15 protein-coding genes, 1 tRNA gene, 1 rRNA gene, 1 other RNA gene and 1 other annotated feature are annotated in these 15,254 nt (G+C 39.7%); of the genes, 4 read left to right on the forward strand and 14 right to left on the reverse strand.

From position 1 onward, the window contains the following. Positions 1–299: 299 nt before the first annotated feature. From HNR31_RS18135 to tadA, 7 genes are all read right to left on the reverse strand, one after another. Positions 300–563 carry a pro-sigmaK processing inhibitor BofA family protein gene (locus HNR31_RS18135; protein WP_181557569.1) on the reverse strand — a complete coding sequence of 88 codons (264 nt, stop codon included), beginning with the start codon at positions 561–563 and terminating at the stop codon, positions 300–302. 83 nt (positions 564–646) lie between these two features. Then, entirely contained in the window at positions 647–871 is a 225-nt protein-coding gene (locus HNR31_RS18140; protein ID WP_181557570.1) for a YaaL family protein, read from the reverse strand. Between the two features lie 15 nt (positions 872–886). After that, entirely contained in the window at positions 887–1,483 is a 597-nt protein-coding gene (gene recR, locus HNR31_RS18145) for a recombination mediator RecR (protein ID WP_181557571.1), read from the reverse strand. Positions 1,484–1,494: 11 nt separating this feature from the next. Continuing rightward, the gene (locus tag HNR31_RS18150; protein ID WP_181557572.1) at positions 1,495–1,818 is read right to left on the reverse strand and encodes a YbaB/EbfC family nucleoid-associated protein; all 324 of its coding nucleotides are present in this window, start codon (positions 1,816–1,818) and stop codon (positions 1,495–1,497) included. 22 nt (positions 1,819–1,840) lie between these two features. Further along, positions 1,841–3,526 carry a DNA polymerase III subunit gamma/tau gene (gene dnaX, locus HNR31_RS18155; RefSeq protein WP_181557573.1) on the reverse strand — a complete coding sequence of 562 codons (1,686 nt, stop codon included), beginning with the start codon at positions 3,524–3,526 and terminating at the stop codon, positions 1,841–1,843. A 128-nt stretch (positions 3,527–3,654) separates the two neighbouring features. Then, positions 3,655–3,919, reverse strand: an RNA gene (gene ffs / locus HNR31_RS18160) — signal recognition particle sRNA large type. Between the two features lie 54 nt (positions 3,920–3,973). Further along, positions 3,974–4,477, reverse strand: coding sequence for a tRNA adenosine(34) deaminase TadA (gene tadA / locus HNR31_RS18165; RefSeq protein ID WP_220129617.1), 504 nt, complete (start codon positions 4,475–4,477; stop codon positions 3,974–3,976). Between the two features lie 88 nt (positions 4,478–4,565). On the opposite strand from tadA, the gene HNR31_RS18170 reads away from it, so the two are divergent. The 3 genes from HNR31_RS18170 to HNR31_RS18180 all read left to right on the forward strand — a co-directional run bounded on the left by HNR31_RS18170 (position 4,566) and on the right by HNR31_RS18180 (position 7,282). Continuing rightward, positions 4,566–5,852 carry a LysM peptidoglycan-binding domain-containing protein gene (locus tag HNR31_RS18170; RefSeq protein WP_181557575.1) on the forward strand — a complete coding sequence of 429 codons (1,287 nt, stop codon included), beginning with the start codon at positions 4,566–4,568 and terminating at the stop codon, positions 5,850–5,852. A 126-nt stretch (positions 5,853–5,978) separates the two neighbouring features. After that, positions 5,979–6,617 carry a deoxynucleoside kinase gene (locus tag HNR31_RS18175; protein WP_181557576.1) on the forward strand — a complete coding sequence of 213 codons (639 nt, stop codon included), beginning with the start codon at positions 5,979–5,981 and terminating at the stop codon, positions 6,615–6,617. Continuing rightward, positions 6,614–7,282, forward strand: coding sequence for a deoxynucleoside kinase (locus HNR31_RS18180; protein ID WP_181557577.1), 669 nt, complete (start codon positions 6,614–6,616; stop codon positions 7,280–7,282). Before HNR31_RS18175 ends, HNR31_RS18180 begins: the two co-directional genes overlap by 4 nt. Before the next feature lie 118 nt (positions 7,283–7,400). On the opposite strand, the gene HNR31_RS18185 is transcribed toward HNR31_RS18180, so the two are convergent. From HNR31_RS18185 to guaB, 6 genes are all read right to left on the reverse strand, one after another. Further along, positions 7,401–7,493: transfer RNA gene (locus HNR31_RS18185), tRNA-Ser, on the reverse strand. Positions 7,494–7,696: 203 nt separating this feature from the next. Continuing rightward, on the reverse strand, positions 7,697–8,971 hold the full coding sequence (serS, locus tag HNR31_RS18190) for a serine--tRNA ligase (protein ID WP_181557578.1): 1,275 nt from the start codon (positions 8,969–8,971) through the stop codon (positions 7,697–7,699). Positions 8,972–9,021: 50 nt separating this feature from the next. Next, positions 9,022–9,238 (reverse strand) — a binding site (T-box leader). A 70-nt stretch (positions 9,239–9,308) separates the two neighbouring features. Continuing rightward, positions 9,309–9,887, reverse strand: coding sequence for a pyridoxal 5'-phosphate synthase glutaminase subunit PdxT (gene pdxT / locus HNR31_RS18195; protein WP_181557579.1), 579 nt, complete (start codon positions 9,885–9,887; stop codon positions 9,309–9,311). Between the two features lie 17 nt (positions 9,888–9,904). After that, positions 9,905–10,789 carry a pyridoxal 5'-phosphate synthase lyase subunit PdxS gene (pdxS, locus tag HNR31_RS18200; RefSeq protein WP_181557580.1) on the reverse strand — a complete coding sequence of 295 codons (885 nt, stop codon included), beginning with the start codon at positions 10,787–10,789 and terminating at the stop codon, positions 9,905–9,907. Between the two features lie 157 nt (positions 10,790–10,946). After that, a complete protein-coding gene (locus HNR31_RS18205) occupies positions 10,947–12,278 on the reverse strand; it encodes a serine hydrolase (protein ID WP_181557583.1) in 1,332 nt (443 codons plus the stop codon). 190 nt (positions 12,279–12,468) lie between these two features. Further along, complete coding sequence (gene guaB, locus HNR31_RS18210) at positions 12,469–13,935, reverse strand: IMP dehydrogenase (RefSeq protein WP_181557581.1); 1,467 nt, start codon at positions 13,933–13,935, stop codon at positions 12,469–12,471. A gap of 127 nt (positions 13,936–14,062) precedes the next feature. Here guaB and HNR31_RS18215 point away from each other — a divergent pair, with 127 nt between their 5' ends. Further along, a complete protein-coding gene (locus tag HNR31_RS18215; RefSeq protein WP_181557582.1) occupies positions 14,063–15,049 on the forward strand; it encodes a YaaC family protein in 987 nt (328 codons plus the stop codon). Positions 15,050–15,161: 112 nt separating this feature from the next. Here HNR31_RS18215 and rrf read toward each other — a convergent pair. Further along, positions 15,162–15,254: ribosomal RNA gene (rrf, locus tag HNR31_RS18220) — 5S ribosomal RNA — on the reverse strand; the annotation flags it as partial.

The following is a 15,254-nucleotide window of genomic DNA, read 5'->3' on the forward strand; positions in this document are numbered from 1 at the left end:
TTCGTCCTGAGCCAGGATCAAACTCTCCATAGAAAGTTAAACAACCTAGCAAATTGACGTGGACGCTTGCGTTTTGTTCAGTTTTCAAGGAACTTAGCACACTTTTAGAATTATACACACGTTATTACATGTTGTCAACTAATTTTTTTCATTTTTAACAACGACGTTATTTAATTTAACACATAGATAAAATAAAAGTCAACATTTTTTTATAAAAAATAAAATAAAAACGTTGTTCATTACGATTTTTAAAATGAACAACGTTTTATTACAGAAGTTTGACATAACTACTAAGTTGGCTAAAGAACATATTTTTCAATCACTGCCAATGCAGCAACCCCTGGGATTCCTAAAAATCCAGAAACTAATGATGTCGATAGATTAATCGGAATATGCAAACTGAATGAACTGCCAATTGCATTGAAGACAAATAAAAGCAATGCTCCTATGACAAGCTTCACTGCTCCATAACCGATGAATTGCAAGGGCTTTAAAGGTGCCCCCACAAACAGCAAAATGATAATGAAAGCTAATAAACATATAATCACGATTTTCGGTTCCATTTTATTCGCCCCTTTTATTGCTTGTACTACTACAAAAGTATGACTAAAAATACAAATCAAGAACAAAAAAAAATAAAGGAAGCTTATTTCACTCCCTTTAACGATATCCGGCGACGTTTTGCTTCACGGATGAGAAAAAAATATTTAGCCTCGGTAATTTTTAAACTAATTACCACTTCTTCAGAAGGTTCTACACTTTTTTCAATAAGATTTTTTTGTTCCATCCATTCATCTCTCATCGCTTGTAGCTCATTAATTAATTTTTCATTAAATTGTTTTCTTAACCAGCCTTTGCGCCGCCAAAACATGCGACTCACCTCACGTTATAGCTCACGACGACCTTCGAGCGCCTTCGAAAGCGTTACTTCGTCTGCATATTCCAAATCCCCACCAACCGGCAAACCGTGAGCAATTCTTGTAATCTTAATACCCGTCGGCTTCAATAAGCGTGATATATACATTGCTGTTGCTTCACCCTCAATATTAGGGTTTGTTGCTAAAATCACTTCTTGTACCGTTTCATCTTGAAGTCTTTTTAATAGTTCAGGAATTTTTATATCTTCAGGACCGATGCCGTCCATTGGAGAAATAGCGCCGTGCAGCACATGATAAAGCCCATTGTATTCCTTCATCTTCTCCATGGCGATTACATCTTTCGGGTCTTGGACTACACATATTGTTGTTTTGTCTCGTCTTTCATCTTCACAAATATAACAAGGATCTTTATCGGTAATATGCCCGCATATCGTGCAATATGTTAAGTTTCTTTTCGCATTAACTAATGCCTTCGCAAAATCTAGCACTGTATCTTCTTTCATGTTCAGGACAAAAAAAGCCAAGCGAACGGCTGTCTTTGGCCCAATTCCAGGCAATTTCATAAAGCTATCAATAAGTTTCGATATTGGCTCCGGATAATGCATGAAAAATCCTCCTAGAATAAGCCAGGGATGTTCAATCCTTTTGTAAATTGTCCCATTGTTTCAGCTGTGAGTTCATCCGCTTTCTTTAAAGCATCATTTGTTGCTGCTAAAATTAAATCTTGTAGCATTTCGATATCTTCTGGGTCGACAACTTCCTCTTTAATTTTTACTTCAAGAATTTGTTTGTGACCGTTAGCAATGACTGTAACCATCCCGCCACCAGCAGTGCCTTCCACTGTTTTTTCCGCTAATTCTTCTTGTGCTTTTTGCATTTCTTTTTGCATTTTTTGCATTTGTTTCATCATTTTTTGCATATTTCCCATTCCACGCATCATGTTCATTTCCTCCTTAAATCATTTACTCTTTAATTTCAATTAATGCTTCGCCAAACAACCGCTTTGCCTCAGCAATAAGAGGATCTTCCTCTTTTTCACGCTGTGTCCCTTTTTCGCGAATAAATTCTTCTCTTATTTTTCCCCATTCTTCATCAGGAACAGCTACCATTTCAAAACGTTTGTTTGTTAGGTCAAATAAAATTGACTCTACATTATCTTTTACATGATTGGTATTATCAGCTGCCATTTTACAATGAATTTCATACTTAAACTTCAACACAAAAGCATTCGGACTTGCTGCCACCGGTTCACTTTCTTGCAATAATGCTGCATGTGATACTTTATTTTGCTTTTTTAAAATATCTAACATTTCTCCCCAATGGCCTTTAATAAGCGATAGATCTTGATGAGTCGCCTGCTTTAATATTTCATGAATACGGCCTACTGGAACTTTGTAGCCACTCGTTCTCGTTGACTTTGCTGGCTTTTTCGCCTGTACGGACGAACCCTCTTTCGCTGTAACAGAAATCCCTTGCTCTTTCAAACGAGATAACTCTGCCTCTAGATTTTCTACTTTCTTTATGAGCGATTGAATTTCTTCAGACATCGAGAACGTGTGTCGATCTTCTTGATGACAAAGTTTTACTAAAGCCACCTCTAAAAAAATGCGAGGATGATTCGTCCATTTCATCTCTAGTTGACTTTTGTTCAATATTTCAATCGTTTCATAAATGGTTGGTAATGGAATGGATTGAGCAAGCTGTTGAAACTCATGATCCATGCCCATTCCTTTAATGATGCCTTCTAAATGAGGAGCTGTTTTATATAGCAAAAGATCCCGGTAATAAAAAATTAAATCTTCAATGAGACGATTAGGGTCTTTCCCTTGGTTCATGAATTCTTCTAATGACTGTAGGACTTTTGCTATGTTTTTTTCATATATCGCTTGAACAAGACCAGCTAACGTAAAAGGAGACACGGCTCCTGTCATCGCCAGTACATCTTCAAGCAATACTTCCTCTTCGCTGAACGAAATCGCTTGATCAAGCAGGCTCAAAGCATCGCGCATTCCACCATCGGCAGCACGAGCAATGGCGAATAGCGCTTCGTCTGAAGCCTTTATGTTTTGCTGATCAACCACTTGTCTTAATCTTGAAACGATCGAATGAGGCTGAATTCTGCGAAAATCGAAGCGCTGACAACGAGAAATAATCGTAGGTGGAATTTTATGCGGCTCTGTTGTCGCTAAAATAAAAATAACATGTTTAGGCGGCTCTTCTAACGTTTTCAGCAACGCGTTAAAAGCGCCAATCGAAAGCATATGCACTTCATCAATGATATATACTTTATAGCGAACAGAGGTCGGTGCAAATTTTACTTTGTCACGAATATCTCTAATTTCATCGACTCCGTTATTTGAAGCAGCGTCAATTTCTAGAACATCCGGAATGGATCCATTTGTAATTCCAATACAAGCTGGACATTCGTTACACGGTTCCATCGTTGGCGCATTTTCACAATTGACTGCTTTCGCTAAGATTTTCGCAGCGCTTGTTTTTCCTGTTCCACGCGGACCAGAAAAAAGATACGCATGGGATATTTTATTTTGAAGCAGGGCACTTTGTAATGTTTTCGTTACGTGTTCTTGACCGACAAGATCCGCAAAGCGTTGCGGTCGAAAAACACGATATAAAGCCTGATATGTCACGAAATTGCCCTCCTCTTTTCTCTCATCTTATTTATTATATAATGTCTTTGTTGTTTTTCAAAATAGGAAATAAAAATAAAAAAACTCACTCGCCTTGAGTGAGTTTTTGCTTATTTTATATATATTTGCCGTGCACCTTCCGTCGATTAGCTGCCCCAAGCGTTGCTCAAGCAGTTAGCTCGGCCCAGGCTCCCCCACGGCACATGGGAGTATCCGCTTACTGCTGCTTCCTTCCGGACCTGACAGGGTTCACGGAATCCCATTGCGTAGGACCCAGACGTCAACACCACTTACTTGAGACAGACCTTACAGCATACTAACCTCAAGAAGGAATTCGGCCTCGCTAGAGCGGATTGCGAGTACAGGGCACCGCTACCTCCCCGCTTAGCACGGCAACTATAAGTATATCGATTTTCTAATAAAAATGCAACGATTGTATGATGTAATTTAATTGGGATTTCCCCTAATATTTTCATGTTTCTGTTTTTGTTGCTTCTTTTTCGTTCTTAGCTTCTGAAAAAATTCACTTAACATTTGTCCGCATTCTTCTTTCAGTACGCCGCTGACAACCTCTGTTTGATGATTAAATCGGTCTTCTTGCAATAGATTCATCAGTGTTCCAGCACATCCGCCCTTTGGATCACTTGCTCCAAATACGACTTTTTTTACTCGCGAAAGCACAATTGCTCCTGCACACATCGCACAAGGCTCTAGCGTCACGTATAATGTCGTTTCTTCTAAGCGCCATGAACCTAATCGCTTGCATGCTTCATCAATGGCCAAAATTTCTGCATGGGCAATCGCACGCTGCTCTGTTTCCCGCAAGTTATGAGCACGGGCAATGACTTCACCATCTTTGACGATCACAGCTCCGATCGGTACTTCTCCGATTTGCTCAGCTTTTTTCGCTTCCTCAATCGCTAGACGCATATAGTACTCGTCATTCATCATCGTAAAGCTCCTTATAAAAATAAACGTCATTTCCTTTTTTAATTCATCATAAAATAAGAGGAACGAAGACGCAACTAGGAGGGAGCGTATGCAAATTCATGTCGTACAACGCGGACAAACGTTAACAGGAATTGCTCAGGCGTATAACACCAATCCCGAAGAAATTATTAGAGCAAATGAACTTCCCAATCCAAATAACCTCGTTACTGGTCAAGCAATCGTCATCCCTATTGTTGGTCGTTTTTACTGGGTACAACGCGGCGATAGTTTATGGTCCATCTCTCGTAAATTCTCAATTCCGGTACAACGGCTCGCCGAAGTAAACGGTATTCCTCTCAATCGTCCTCTACAAATTGGTCAGCGTTTATACATTCCTCCAGCATCAAAACGAAATGCAGAATTTAATGGGTATGTCGAGCCGCGTGGGACCTCCGTCAGTCCTGCACTTGAAACAAGCGCCAGTCAAGCTGCTCCATATTTAACCTATTTAGCACCTTTCAGCTTCCAAATTCAGCGGGATGGAACATTAAAAGAACCTCTTTTAAATAATTTCCCTTCCATTGCTCGTGCCAACCGTGTCACTTTAATGATGGTCGTGACCAACCTAGAAAATGACCAATTTAGCGATGAATTAGGAGCCGTTATCTTAAATAATGAGGAATTACAAAATCGTCTGCTTGAAAATATTATCACTACGGCAAGAAAATACGGATTCCGCGATATTCACTTTGATATGGAATATTTGCGTCCGGCTGATCGGGAAGCCTATAATTCTTTTTTACGAAAAGCGAAACAACGGTTTGAGCGAGAAGGATGGCTGATGTCCACCGCCTTAGCTCCAAAAACCAGTGCCACGCAAAAAGGACGCTGGTATGAGGCTCATGATTACCGTGCTCATGGCCAAATCGTTGATTTTGTTGTTATTATGACTTATGAATGGGGATATAGCGGCGGTCCTCCGATGCCTGTTTCTCCAATCGGACCCGTTCGCCAAGTGCTAGAGTACGCGATTACGGAAATGCCAGCTTCAAAAATTATGATGGGACAAAATCTATACGGTTATAACTGGACTCTTCCATATGTACCGGGTGGTCCATACGCGCTAGCCGTTAGCCCACAACAAGCCATTCGTCTCGCTTCCCGTTACAATGTCCCCATCGAATATGATACCCGTGCACAAGCCCCTCATTTTAATTATCGAGACGAAAATGGCAAAGAACATACAGTATGGTTTGAAGACGCCCGTTCAATTCAAGCAAAGTTCAATTTAGTAAAAGAACTTGGTTTAAGAGGAATCAGCTACTGGAAATTGGGGTTAGACTTCCCACAAAATTGGCTTTTGATTACGGACAATTTTAATGTCGCAAAAAGGTAACCGGCACTTGGATTCTTTATCCAAGTGCTATTTCTTTTTATAAATTCTCTCTACTTTCTCATCGTCTATGCTAAAATAGAGTTTGTCTGTCTAAACGGACTTTGAATGACAAAGGAGGGATCATATATGGGGATTGTACCGTTTATCGCGGTGGAGGGACCAATTGGGGTCGGGAAAACCTCGCTAGCAAAAGCGATTGCTGAACAGTTTGGCTATCATTTATTAAAAGAAATTGTCGATGAAAATCCATTTCTCGGGAAATTTTATGAAAATATTGAGGAATGGAGCTTTCAAACAGAAATGTTTTTCCTCTGCAATCGTTATAAGCAGCTAGAAGATATTAACCGCGATTTCATTCAAAAACAAAAACCGGTTGTCGCTGACTATCATATCATAAAAAATTTAATTTTTGCAGAAAGAACATTAAAGGATCATGAATATAAAAAATACTTAAAAATATACGACATTCTTACAGAAGACATGCCTCAACCAAATATGATGATTTATTTACATGCAAGTCTTGATACATTATTAACACGAATTAAAATGAGAGGGAGGGAATTTGAAAAGAATATTGACCCGGTCTATTTAGAACAATTATCTGTCGCTTATGAACAAACGATCGAACTATTTGAAAAATCAAATCCGCATATTCCGATTCTTCGATTTAATGGGGATGAGCTTGATTTCGTTCAGCGAAAATCGGATTTACTTTACATATTTGAACAAATTAAAAATGTGTTGAAAAGGAGCCAATGGCAATGAATTTACGTGAAAAGTACAATATTCCAAGCGATGCTGTAATTACGATCGCAGGAACCGTTGGAGTTGGAAAATCAACAATGACAAAAGTGCTCGCGAAAGCACTGAATTTTCGTACCTCTTTCGAAAAAGTGGATACAAATCCATATTTAGACAAGTTTTATGCCGATTTTGAGCGTTGGAGTTTCCACCTGCAAATTTATTTTCTTGCGGAACGATTCAAGGAGCAAAAAAGAATCTTTGAATATGGAGGCGGATTTGTCCAAGACCGTTCCATTTACGAAGATACAGGAATTTTTGCGAAGATGCACTTTGAAAAAGGAACGATGACAAAAGTCGATTATGAAACATATACAAGTTTATTTGAAGCGATGGTAATGACACCGTATTTTCCTCATCCAGATTTACTGATTTATTTAGAAGGAAGCTTTGAAGAAATTTTAAAACGCATTCGCGAACGCGGGCGCCCAATGGAACAACAAACACCGATTGAATATTGGAAGGAAATGTACGACCGCTATGAACAATGGATTAATGAATTTAATGCGTGTCCTATCCTTCGGATTAACATTAACGATTATGATATTCTCGAAGACGAACGGTCTATTGAGCCGATTGTCAAAAAAATTGCCTATATGTTAAACCAATATCGCCGCTTAAAAAAATAGCCGCCTATTATTAGGCGGTTTCTCATTATCATAAAAAACAAAAATTCGTTACAAAATGTAACGAATCGTTTCGGTGAACAATCTCCATTTATGCGCGGTGGTATTTCCAACTATTTGATGGCGGAGGAGGAGGGATTCGAACCCCCGCGCGCCTTTCGACGCCTCTCGGTTTTCAAGACCGACCCCTTCAGCCAGACTTGGGTACTCCTCCTTCTCATCGACATCACTTAATATAACACTTTCTCTTCCCTAAGTCAATACTTTTTAGAGGAGAGCGGGCATAAAACATTGCCCACTCGATGAAGTGCTCCCCCATTCAGTGGAGGCTTATGCAAGAATCTTCACATCCCGAAGTCGTTAATCTTCATTTCAACTTAAAAGCGAGAGATGTTTTGGAATAATAAGAGCTAAGCGTTATTGAATAACTTCTTTATTTCCCATGTAAGGGCGCAATACTTCAGGAATAATAACTGTTCCATCTTCTTGTTGATAGTTTTCTAAAATCGCTGCGACCGTTCTCCCAATCGCTAAACCCGAACCATTAAGAGTATGAACATGTTCTGGTTTTGCTTTCGGATCACGACGGAAGCGAATGTTCGCGCGGCGGGCTTGAAACGCCTCAAAATTGCTACAAGAAGAAATTTCACGGTACGTTCCATAGCTTGGAAGCCATACTTCAATATCGTATTTTTTCGCTGCCGTAAATCCTAAATCCCCTGTACACATGCTCATGACGCGGTAAGGCAATCCAAGCAATTGTAATACTCTTTCTGCATGACTTGTTAATTTTTCCAACTCTTCATATGAATCTTCCGGTTTTACAAATTTCACAAGCTCTACTTTATTAAATTGATGCTGGCGAATGAGCCCCCTTGTATCGCGGCCAGCAGAGCCAGCTTCAGAGCGGAAACATGCGCTATAAGCAACATAATTAATCGGTAAATCTTCCGCTGACAAAATTTCATCTCGATGCAAGTTCGTCACAGGAACTTCTGCAGTTGGAATTAAAAAGTAATCTTCGCTTTCAATACGAAACGCGTCTTCTTCAAACTTTGGTAACTGTCCTGTTCCTGTCATGCTGGCACGATTGACGAGATACGGAGGCAATACTTCTTGATAGCCATGCTCCTCTACGTGTAGATCAATCATAAAGTTAATCAACGCGCGTTCTAAACGGGCCCCCAACCCTTTATAAAAGACAAATCTGCTTCCCGTTACTTTTGCTGCACGCTCAAAGTCTAAAATTCCGAGTTGATCAGCAATTTCCCAATGCGGCTTCGGTTCAAACGAAAATTGACGGGGCTCTCCCCATTTTCGGATTTCCACGTTATCCTCTTCGGATTCACCAACCGGTACTGACTCATGTGGAATATTTGGAATAGATAACAATAGCGTTTGTAACTCTTCTTCTACTTGACGAAGTTCATCATCTAACACTTTAATACGATCCCCGACTTCGCGCATTTCAGCAATAAGATGGTCGGCATCTTTTTTCTCACGCTTTAAAACAGCAATTTGTTGTGACACTTCATTACGCTTATTTTTTAATTCTTCTGCTTTCGCAATTAATTGGCGACGCTTGCTGTCTAATTCTTCAAAACGCGCAAAGTCAGTTAAATCTTCCCCGCGATGTTTAAGTTTCTCTTTTACTTCTTGAAAATTGGCGCGTAAAAATTTTATGTCTAACATTTTTCCTTCCTCCTTTTCTTTTTTTTCAAATAAAAACTCTCGTCCCCTTAAAAAGGGACGAGAGTACCCCGCGTTGCCACCCTACTTGAAGACAAAACGTCTTCCGCTCAAACGGATAACGGCTTGAAGCCGAAAATGCTTACTTGCTCTTACGCGTTCGGCATTTTACTCAAGGATGGATTCACAAGTGTTTCCCATCGGTTTGCACCACCCACCGACTCTCTGAAGAGAAACGGTCTTGCTACTAGTTCCTTTCATCGTTTTAGCGCTATCCAATTTTCAGAATCGGTCTTTTGTAAAAACAATGTACTATAAGTTTTAACAACTTTCAACCCTTTTATGCCTTTGCTTCCTTCACCATATTAATAAAGTATTGAGTAATGCGATGATCGTCAGTTAATTCCGGATGGAAGGAACATCCTAAAAACTGTCCCTGTCTTGCTGCGACGATACGGTCTTCGTGTTTTGCCAAAATTTCTACATCCTCGCCGACTTCGACAATATGTGGAGCACGAATAAATACTCCAACAAAGTTATCTGCAATTCCGGCAATCGAAAGCTCCGCCTCAAAGCTTTCCCGTTGGCGGCCAAATGAATTGCGTTCTACCGTGATATCCATTAAACCAAGGTGTGACTCCTCATAACCAACAATTCGCTTGGCTAAAATGATCAAGCCAGCACAAGTACCAAACATCGGCTTTCCTTTGGATGCAAACTCTTTTAGCGGCTCGATAAATCCGTACTTGTCCATCAAGCGGCGCATTGTTGTGCTTTCGCCACCTGGAATGATAAGGCCATCAATATCCTCTAATTGCTCTACTTTTTTAATCACAATCGCTTCTGCACCGCACGCTTCAATAGATCTTACATGTTCTCGAACCGCACCTTGCAAGCCTAAAACTCCGATTTTCACCATAATGTCTACCCCTTTAATTACCAGCCACGCTCTTGCATACGTTGTTCTGGTAACAATGATGAAATATCAATGCCTCGCATCGCTCCCCCTAATCCTTTAGAAAGATGGGCAATTAATTCATAATCTTCATAATGCGTGGTTGCTTCTACGATCGCTCGTGCATATTTTTCCGGATTCTCGGACTTAAAAATACCAGAACCAACAAATACACCGTCTGCGCCTAAATGCATCATTAACGCTGCGTCAGCAGGAGTCGCGACTCCACCTGCGGCAAAGTTGACGACAGGAAGACGACCTAATCGTTTAATTTCTAACAATACTTCAAATGGAGCCCCTAAATTTTTTGCTTCTGTCATTAGTTCATCTTCACTCATGCTGACTACTTTACGTACTTGGGCGTTCACTTTTCGCATATGACGCACCGCTTCCACAATATTTCCTGTGCCCGGTTCTCCTTTTGTTCGAAGCATGGACGCACCTTCAGCAATGCGACGTGCAGCCTCACCTAAGTCGCGGCATCCACAAACAAATGGAACAGTAAATTGCCGCTTATCAATATGGAATTCTTCATCCGCAGGAGTTAGTACTTCACTTTCGTCAATATAGTCAACACCTAATGCTTCAAGAACACGAGCTTCGACATAATGACCGATACGTGCTTTCGCCATTACTGGAATAGATACAGCTTTCATTACTTCTTCAATAACGGTCGGATCAGCCATGCGAGCAACACCGCCAGCAGCACGAATGTCAGCTGGTACACGCTCTAAAGCCATTACCGCCACTGCTCCAGCCGCTTCTGCAATTTTTGCTTGCTCCGCATTCACAACATCCATGATGACGCCGCCTTTTTGCATTTCTGCCATACCGCGCTTTACACGTTCTGTCCCTGTAATTGCCACTTGTAATTCCTCCTAGTTACGTTATGTAGTCATATTGTGATAATTGTACTGGAAAATACCGAAATTCACAATAAAGAATCTTGATTACATTTTTTTATTTTACCTCAATTTTTTAAAAAATCACAATAGAAAAAGCTCCCTTTTAAAAAGGAGCTTTTTAGAACCAACCTTTTACCATTTTCACAACACTTGTCCAAACATCACCGAATAGTCCACCGATTCCTCTCATCGTAAGTACAAACCAGTTTGCTTTTTCCACGCTTTTCGTAGTAACTAAATCAACTTTAGCATTGTTTTCCATTTCCGGACTTAAATAACCGTAATTATTTTCACCAGCATATTTTATAGTCATATATCCAACTTTTTCACCTTTTTTAACTGGTGCTGTCAATTCTCCATCGCTAGTTAATTTCTTTTTATCAATCACATACACGGGTTGATAATTTTTTTCTTCCCCATTCTTCACTACAAGAGAAAGCGGCTTTTTCGTTGCAATGACTACGGACTTTTCTTTTCCTTTTACAACAGGCAATGTAGACTTTCCTTTCAGCTTGTAACCCGCCGGATAAATTTCTTTTAACGAGTAATTGCTGAACCCATAATCAAGCAACTTTCTCGTTTGTTCGAATCGTGCCTCAATGGTTGATTTTCCACCGCTTTTTGCATTCATTACTACTGTAATAAAACGAACGCCATTTCTCTCCGCTGTTCCTGTAAAGCAGTAGCCAGCAAAATCGGTATAACCCGTTTTGAGGCCGTCTACACCCTCATACGAATAAACTAGCCCTGGTAACATCCAGTTCCAGTTTTCCATTTTAATTTGATCGTCTGTTCCTTCTCGAAATGTTTTTTTCGAAATGCTTGCTGTCTCTAACACTTGTGGGTATTCTTTCAATAAATGATAAGCTAATGTAGCAACAGCACGGGCAGACATCACATTTTCCTCATGCTCATTTGTTCCACCTGGATGGAATCCTTGTAAATCTTTGTTGCTTAATCCTGTTGCATTCACAAATTTATAGCCTTTAAGACCTAGTTTTTTCGCTTTTTCATTCATCATTTTCACAAAATTTTCTTCTGAACCAGCGACAATTTCGGCAATGGCAACAGTCGCTGCATTCGCTGAATAGATCGCCATCGCTTCATAAAGCTCATGAACAGTATATTTCCCATCTTTTCTTAAAGGGACATTCGATAAATCGCGGTCTTGGGAAAGTCTATACACGTAATCGCTTGGTGTATATTGTTGATCCCATTTTACTCGTTTTTCCTTAATCGCTTCTAATAACAGATATTCTGTCATCATTTTTGTCATACTAGCAATTCCAAGAACCGTATCAATATTTTTTTGGTATAAAATTCTTCCTGTTTTTGCATCAACAAGAATGGCCGCGTCTGCTTCAATGTTCAACGGATCTTGGGCCGCGCTCGCTTTGCCAAATGGGAATATACTTGCAAATAAAAAAACTACTAAAAAGCTAACAATCATGCTTTTGCATCCTAGACATTTCACTGTTCTTCCCTCCTCACACAAACGTTATTGTAACACACTCTTGTACAAAAAAATAGACGGAGGAACCTTCCTCCGCCCAAGTTAGGTAAATAGACATATAACACCGTGAGCCTCTAGTTATTAATGAATCTTTCCCTGCATGATATGAAACATACCGCTATAAGAATTAAGAAATTGAATAGTTTGGTGCTTCTTTCGTAATTTGTACATCATGTGGATGGCTTTCACGTAACCCAGCACCTGTCATACGGATAAATTGTGTTTTTTCACGCAATTCTTCTAAGTTTTTCGTGCCGCAATATCCCATACCTGATCGTAAACCACCAACAAGTTGGTAAATTGTATCGGCAAGCGGCCCCTTATACGGAACGCGTCCCTCAATTCCTTCAGGAACGAATTTTTTGTTGTCCTCTTGGAAGTAGCGGTCTTTACTTCCTTTTTCCATCGCCGCCACAGAACCCATACCGCGATATACTTTAAACCGTCTTCCTTGATAAATTTCTGTTTCTCCTGGACTTTCTGATACGCCAGCTAAAAGGCTTCCTAACATAACAGCATGAGCTCCTGCCGCTAATGCTTTAACGATATCTCCAGAATATTTAATGCCGCCGTCTGCAATAATTGGGACGCCGTATTTGCGCGCCTCTGTTGCACAGTCATAAATCGCGGTAATTTGCGGTACTCCGACACCTGCAACAACACGCGTCGTACAGATGGAACCAGGTCCAATTCCGACTTTGATAATGTTAGCTCCCGCCTCAATCAGGTCGCGTGTCGCCTCCGCTGTCGCGACATTTCCAGCAATAATATTGAGTTTTGGATATTGCTCACGAATTTTGCGAACCGTTTCAAGGACACCTTTTGAATGCCCATGAGCCGTATCAACAACAATAACGTCTACATTTGCTTCTACAAGTTTTTTCACGCGAATCATCGTATCAGCTGTTACGCCGACAGCTGCCCCAACTAGTAAACGGCCTTGTGCATCTTTCGCAGAATTCGGAAACTCGATAACTTTTTCAATATCTTTAATCGTAATTAATCCCTTTAAAACACCGTTTTCATCAATAAGTGGCAACTTCTCTACTTTGTACTTTTGCAAAATCTTTTCTGCTTCTTCTAACGTTGTACCTACTGGAGCAGTAATTAAATTTTCTTTCGTCATCACATCAGATATTTTTGTCGAATAATCTTGAATAAATCGCAAATCACGGTTTGTAATAATTCCAACTAACTTTTGTTCTACCTCATTATTGACAATTGGAACACCAGAAATTCGATATTTTCCCATTAAGTGTTCAGCATCGTATACTTGATGTTCTGGAGTTAAGAAAAAAGGATCGGTAATGACTCCTCGTTCTGAACGTTTGACTTTATCAACTTGTTCTGCCTGCTGCTCAATAGACATATTTTTGTGGATAATTCCCAATCCACCTTGTCGTGCCATTGCAATGGCCATTTCCGCTTCTGTAACGGTATCCATTCCCGCACTAATAATTGGGATATTCAATTGTAATGTCTCGCTTAACTGTGTGGTTACATCAACATCGCGAGGCAACACTTCCGATTTTGCAGGAATAAGAAGAACATCGTCAAATGTTAATCCTTCTTTGACAAATTTAGATTCCCACATGTTTTTTCCCCCTTATCCGGAAATATTATTAGTAGCTTAACAACTGGTTAAACTACTGTCAAGGAATAGATTAAATGTTCGATTTTTCAATTAATTTCAACATTACTAATTCAATAGGGGGGATCAAATGTCTAGCTATAAAAACATTTGGGATCAATTTATATTATTTCACTCCGCCAATGCAGCCCAAAAATTTCTTTATAAATGCTATATACAAAAAGAGAGAAAAGATGCGAAACAGAAAAGCTATACGAACTGTTATCCTTTTCTTTATTATCTAGAGCACGGAAAAAATTTTTACGTAACAGCTCAATATGCCCCTGTCGCCATTAAACCTGTTCTTTTGTTTTACGGGATGATACAGCTTTTGAAAGCTTGTCTTCTGACCGCCGACGCAGACTACCCTGAATCAACTTCTGTTTTAGCACATGGTGTTTCAACAAGAAAAAGAAAAAAACAAGGATACGAATTTTTGGATGATGAGGTAAAAGTACAAAAATATGGGTTGTTTACTCATTTTTCTGAAAAAATGTTTCATGTGAAACAAATAACAGGTGAAAAATTTCAAATGCGTGTGTTACTTCAACGAATCAGCGAGCTGCACGAGTTGTTCGAAACATATTATAGCCAAACATTATCACGGCAAGTCTCGTATAATCCTTTGGAGCAAACTATTTTTATTCCAATAGAAATTTTAGATGATTACCATATGACCTTAGATCGCTTTATAGATTACATAACAAAAGAATGGGACTGGTTGCAAAGAGATTCTATACAAACAGAAGGAAACCATATCCAGGTGACTAGCCAATATCAATTCAGGCCATTAGGGTATGAACCGCTTATGTTTAATTTAGATGACGGAACATACCGTTTACCAACTGATCGAGGGGAAATATTTAAACTTCCTGAAATCATGTCCCATTACTTATTATTGTATAATTTAAGCATGATTTCCCGATACGAGACGGAATGGTGGGGGGAGTTCCTGCATTCGTATTCAAGCGATGCATATCCTTTTATTATGAAATTTTTATCAGTCACAGCAGAAAAAGTGCCTTTATTACTTTATGAGTATATATTTAGAAATTTTAACATTCACTTTTCTACATAAGCACTACAATACTCAAAAAATGAACCGACTAACTCCAAAAAATATACCTTTACATTATGATATAAAATAAAAAGAGACACCCATGCTTGAAGTGGGTATCTCTTTTTATTAAGCCTAGCGACGACCTACTCTCGCAGGGGCGCTGGCCCCAACTACCATCGGCGCTGGAGAGCTTAACTTCCGTGTTCGGGATGGGAACGGGTGT

The organism is Thermaerobacillus caldiproteolyticus, from assembly GCF_013761245.1.
GTDB classification, from domain to species: domain Bacteria; phylum Bacillota; class Bacilli; order Bacillales; family Anoxybacillaceae; genus Thermaerobacillus; species Thermaerobacillus caldiproteolyticus.

Bases quoted from the DNA above. Each gene is read 5' to 3' on its own strand.
- HNR31_RS18135 (WP_181557569.1), bottom strand. From the start codon at position 563: ATGGAACCGAAAATCGTGATTATATGTTTATTAGCTTTCATTATCATT.
- HNR31_RS18140 (WP_181557570.1), bottom strand. From the start codon at position 871: ATGTTTTGGCGGCGCAAAGGCTGGTTAAGAAAACAATTTAATGAAAAA.
- recR (WP_181557571.1), bottom strand. From the start codon at position 1,483: ATGCATTATCCGGAGCCAATATCGAAACTTATTGATAGCTTTATGAAA.
- HNR31_RS18150 (WP_181557572.1), bottom strand. From the start codon at position 1,818: ATGATGCGTGGAATGGGAAATATGCAAAAAATGATGAAACAAATGCAA.
- tadA (WP_220129617.1), bottom strand. From the start codon at position 4,477: ATGATGAATGACGAGTACTATATGCGTCTAGCGATTGAGGAAGCGAAA.
- HNR31_RS18170 (WP_181557575.1), top strand. From the start codon at position 4,566: ATGCAAATTCATGTCGTACAACGCGGACAAACGTTAACAGGAATTGCT.
- HNR31_RS18175 (WP_181557576.1), top strand. From the start codon at position 5,979: ATGGGGATTGTACCGTTTATCGCGGTGGAGGGACCAATTGGGGTCGGG.
- HNR31_RS18180 (WP_181557577.1), top strand. From the start codon at position 6,614: ATGAATTTACGTGAAAAGTACAATATTCCAAGCGATGCTGTAATTACG.
- serS (WP_181557578.1), bottom strand. From the start codon at position 8,971: ATGTTAGACATAAAATTTTTACGCGCCAATTTTCAAGAAGTAAAAGAG.
- pdxT (WP_181557579.1), bottom strand. From the start codon at position 9,887: ATGGTGAAAATCGGAGTTTTAGGCTTGCAAGGTGCGGTTCGAGAACAT.
- HNR31_RS18205 (WP_181557583.1), bottom strand. From the start codon at position 12,278: ATGATTGTTAGCTTTTTAGTAGTTTTTTTATTTGCAAGTATATTCCCA.
- guaB (WP_181557581.1), bottom strand. From the start codon at position 13,935: ATGTGGGAATCTAAATTTGTCAAAGAAGGATTAACATTTGACGATGTT.
- HNR31_RS18215 (WP_181557582.1), top strand. From the start codon at position 14,063: ATGTCTAGCTATAAAAACATTTGGGATCAATTTATATTATTTCACTCC.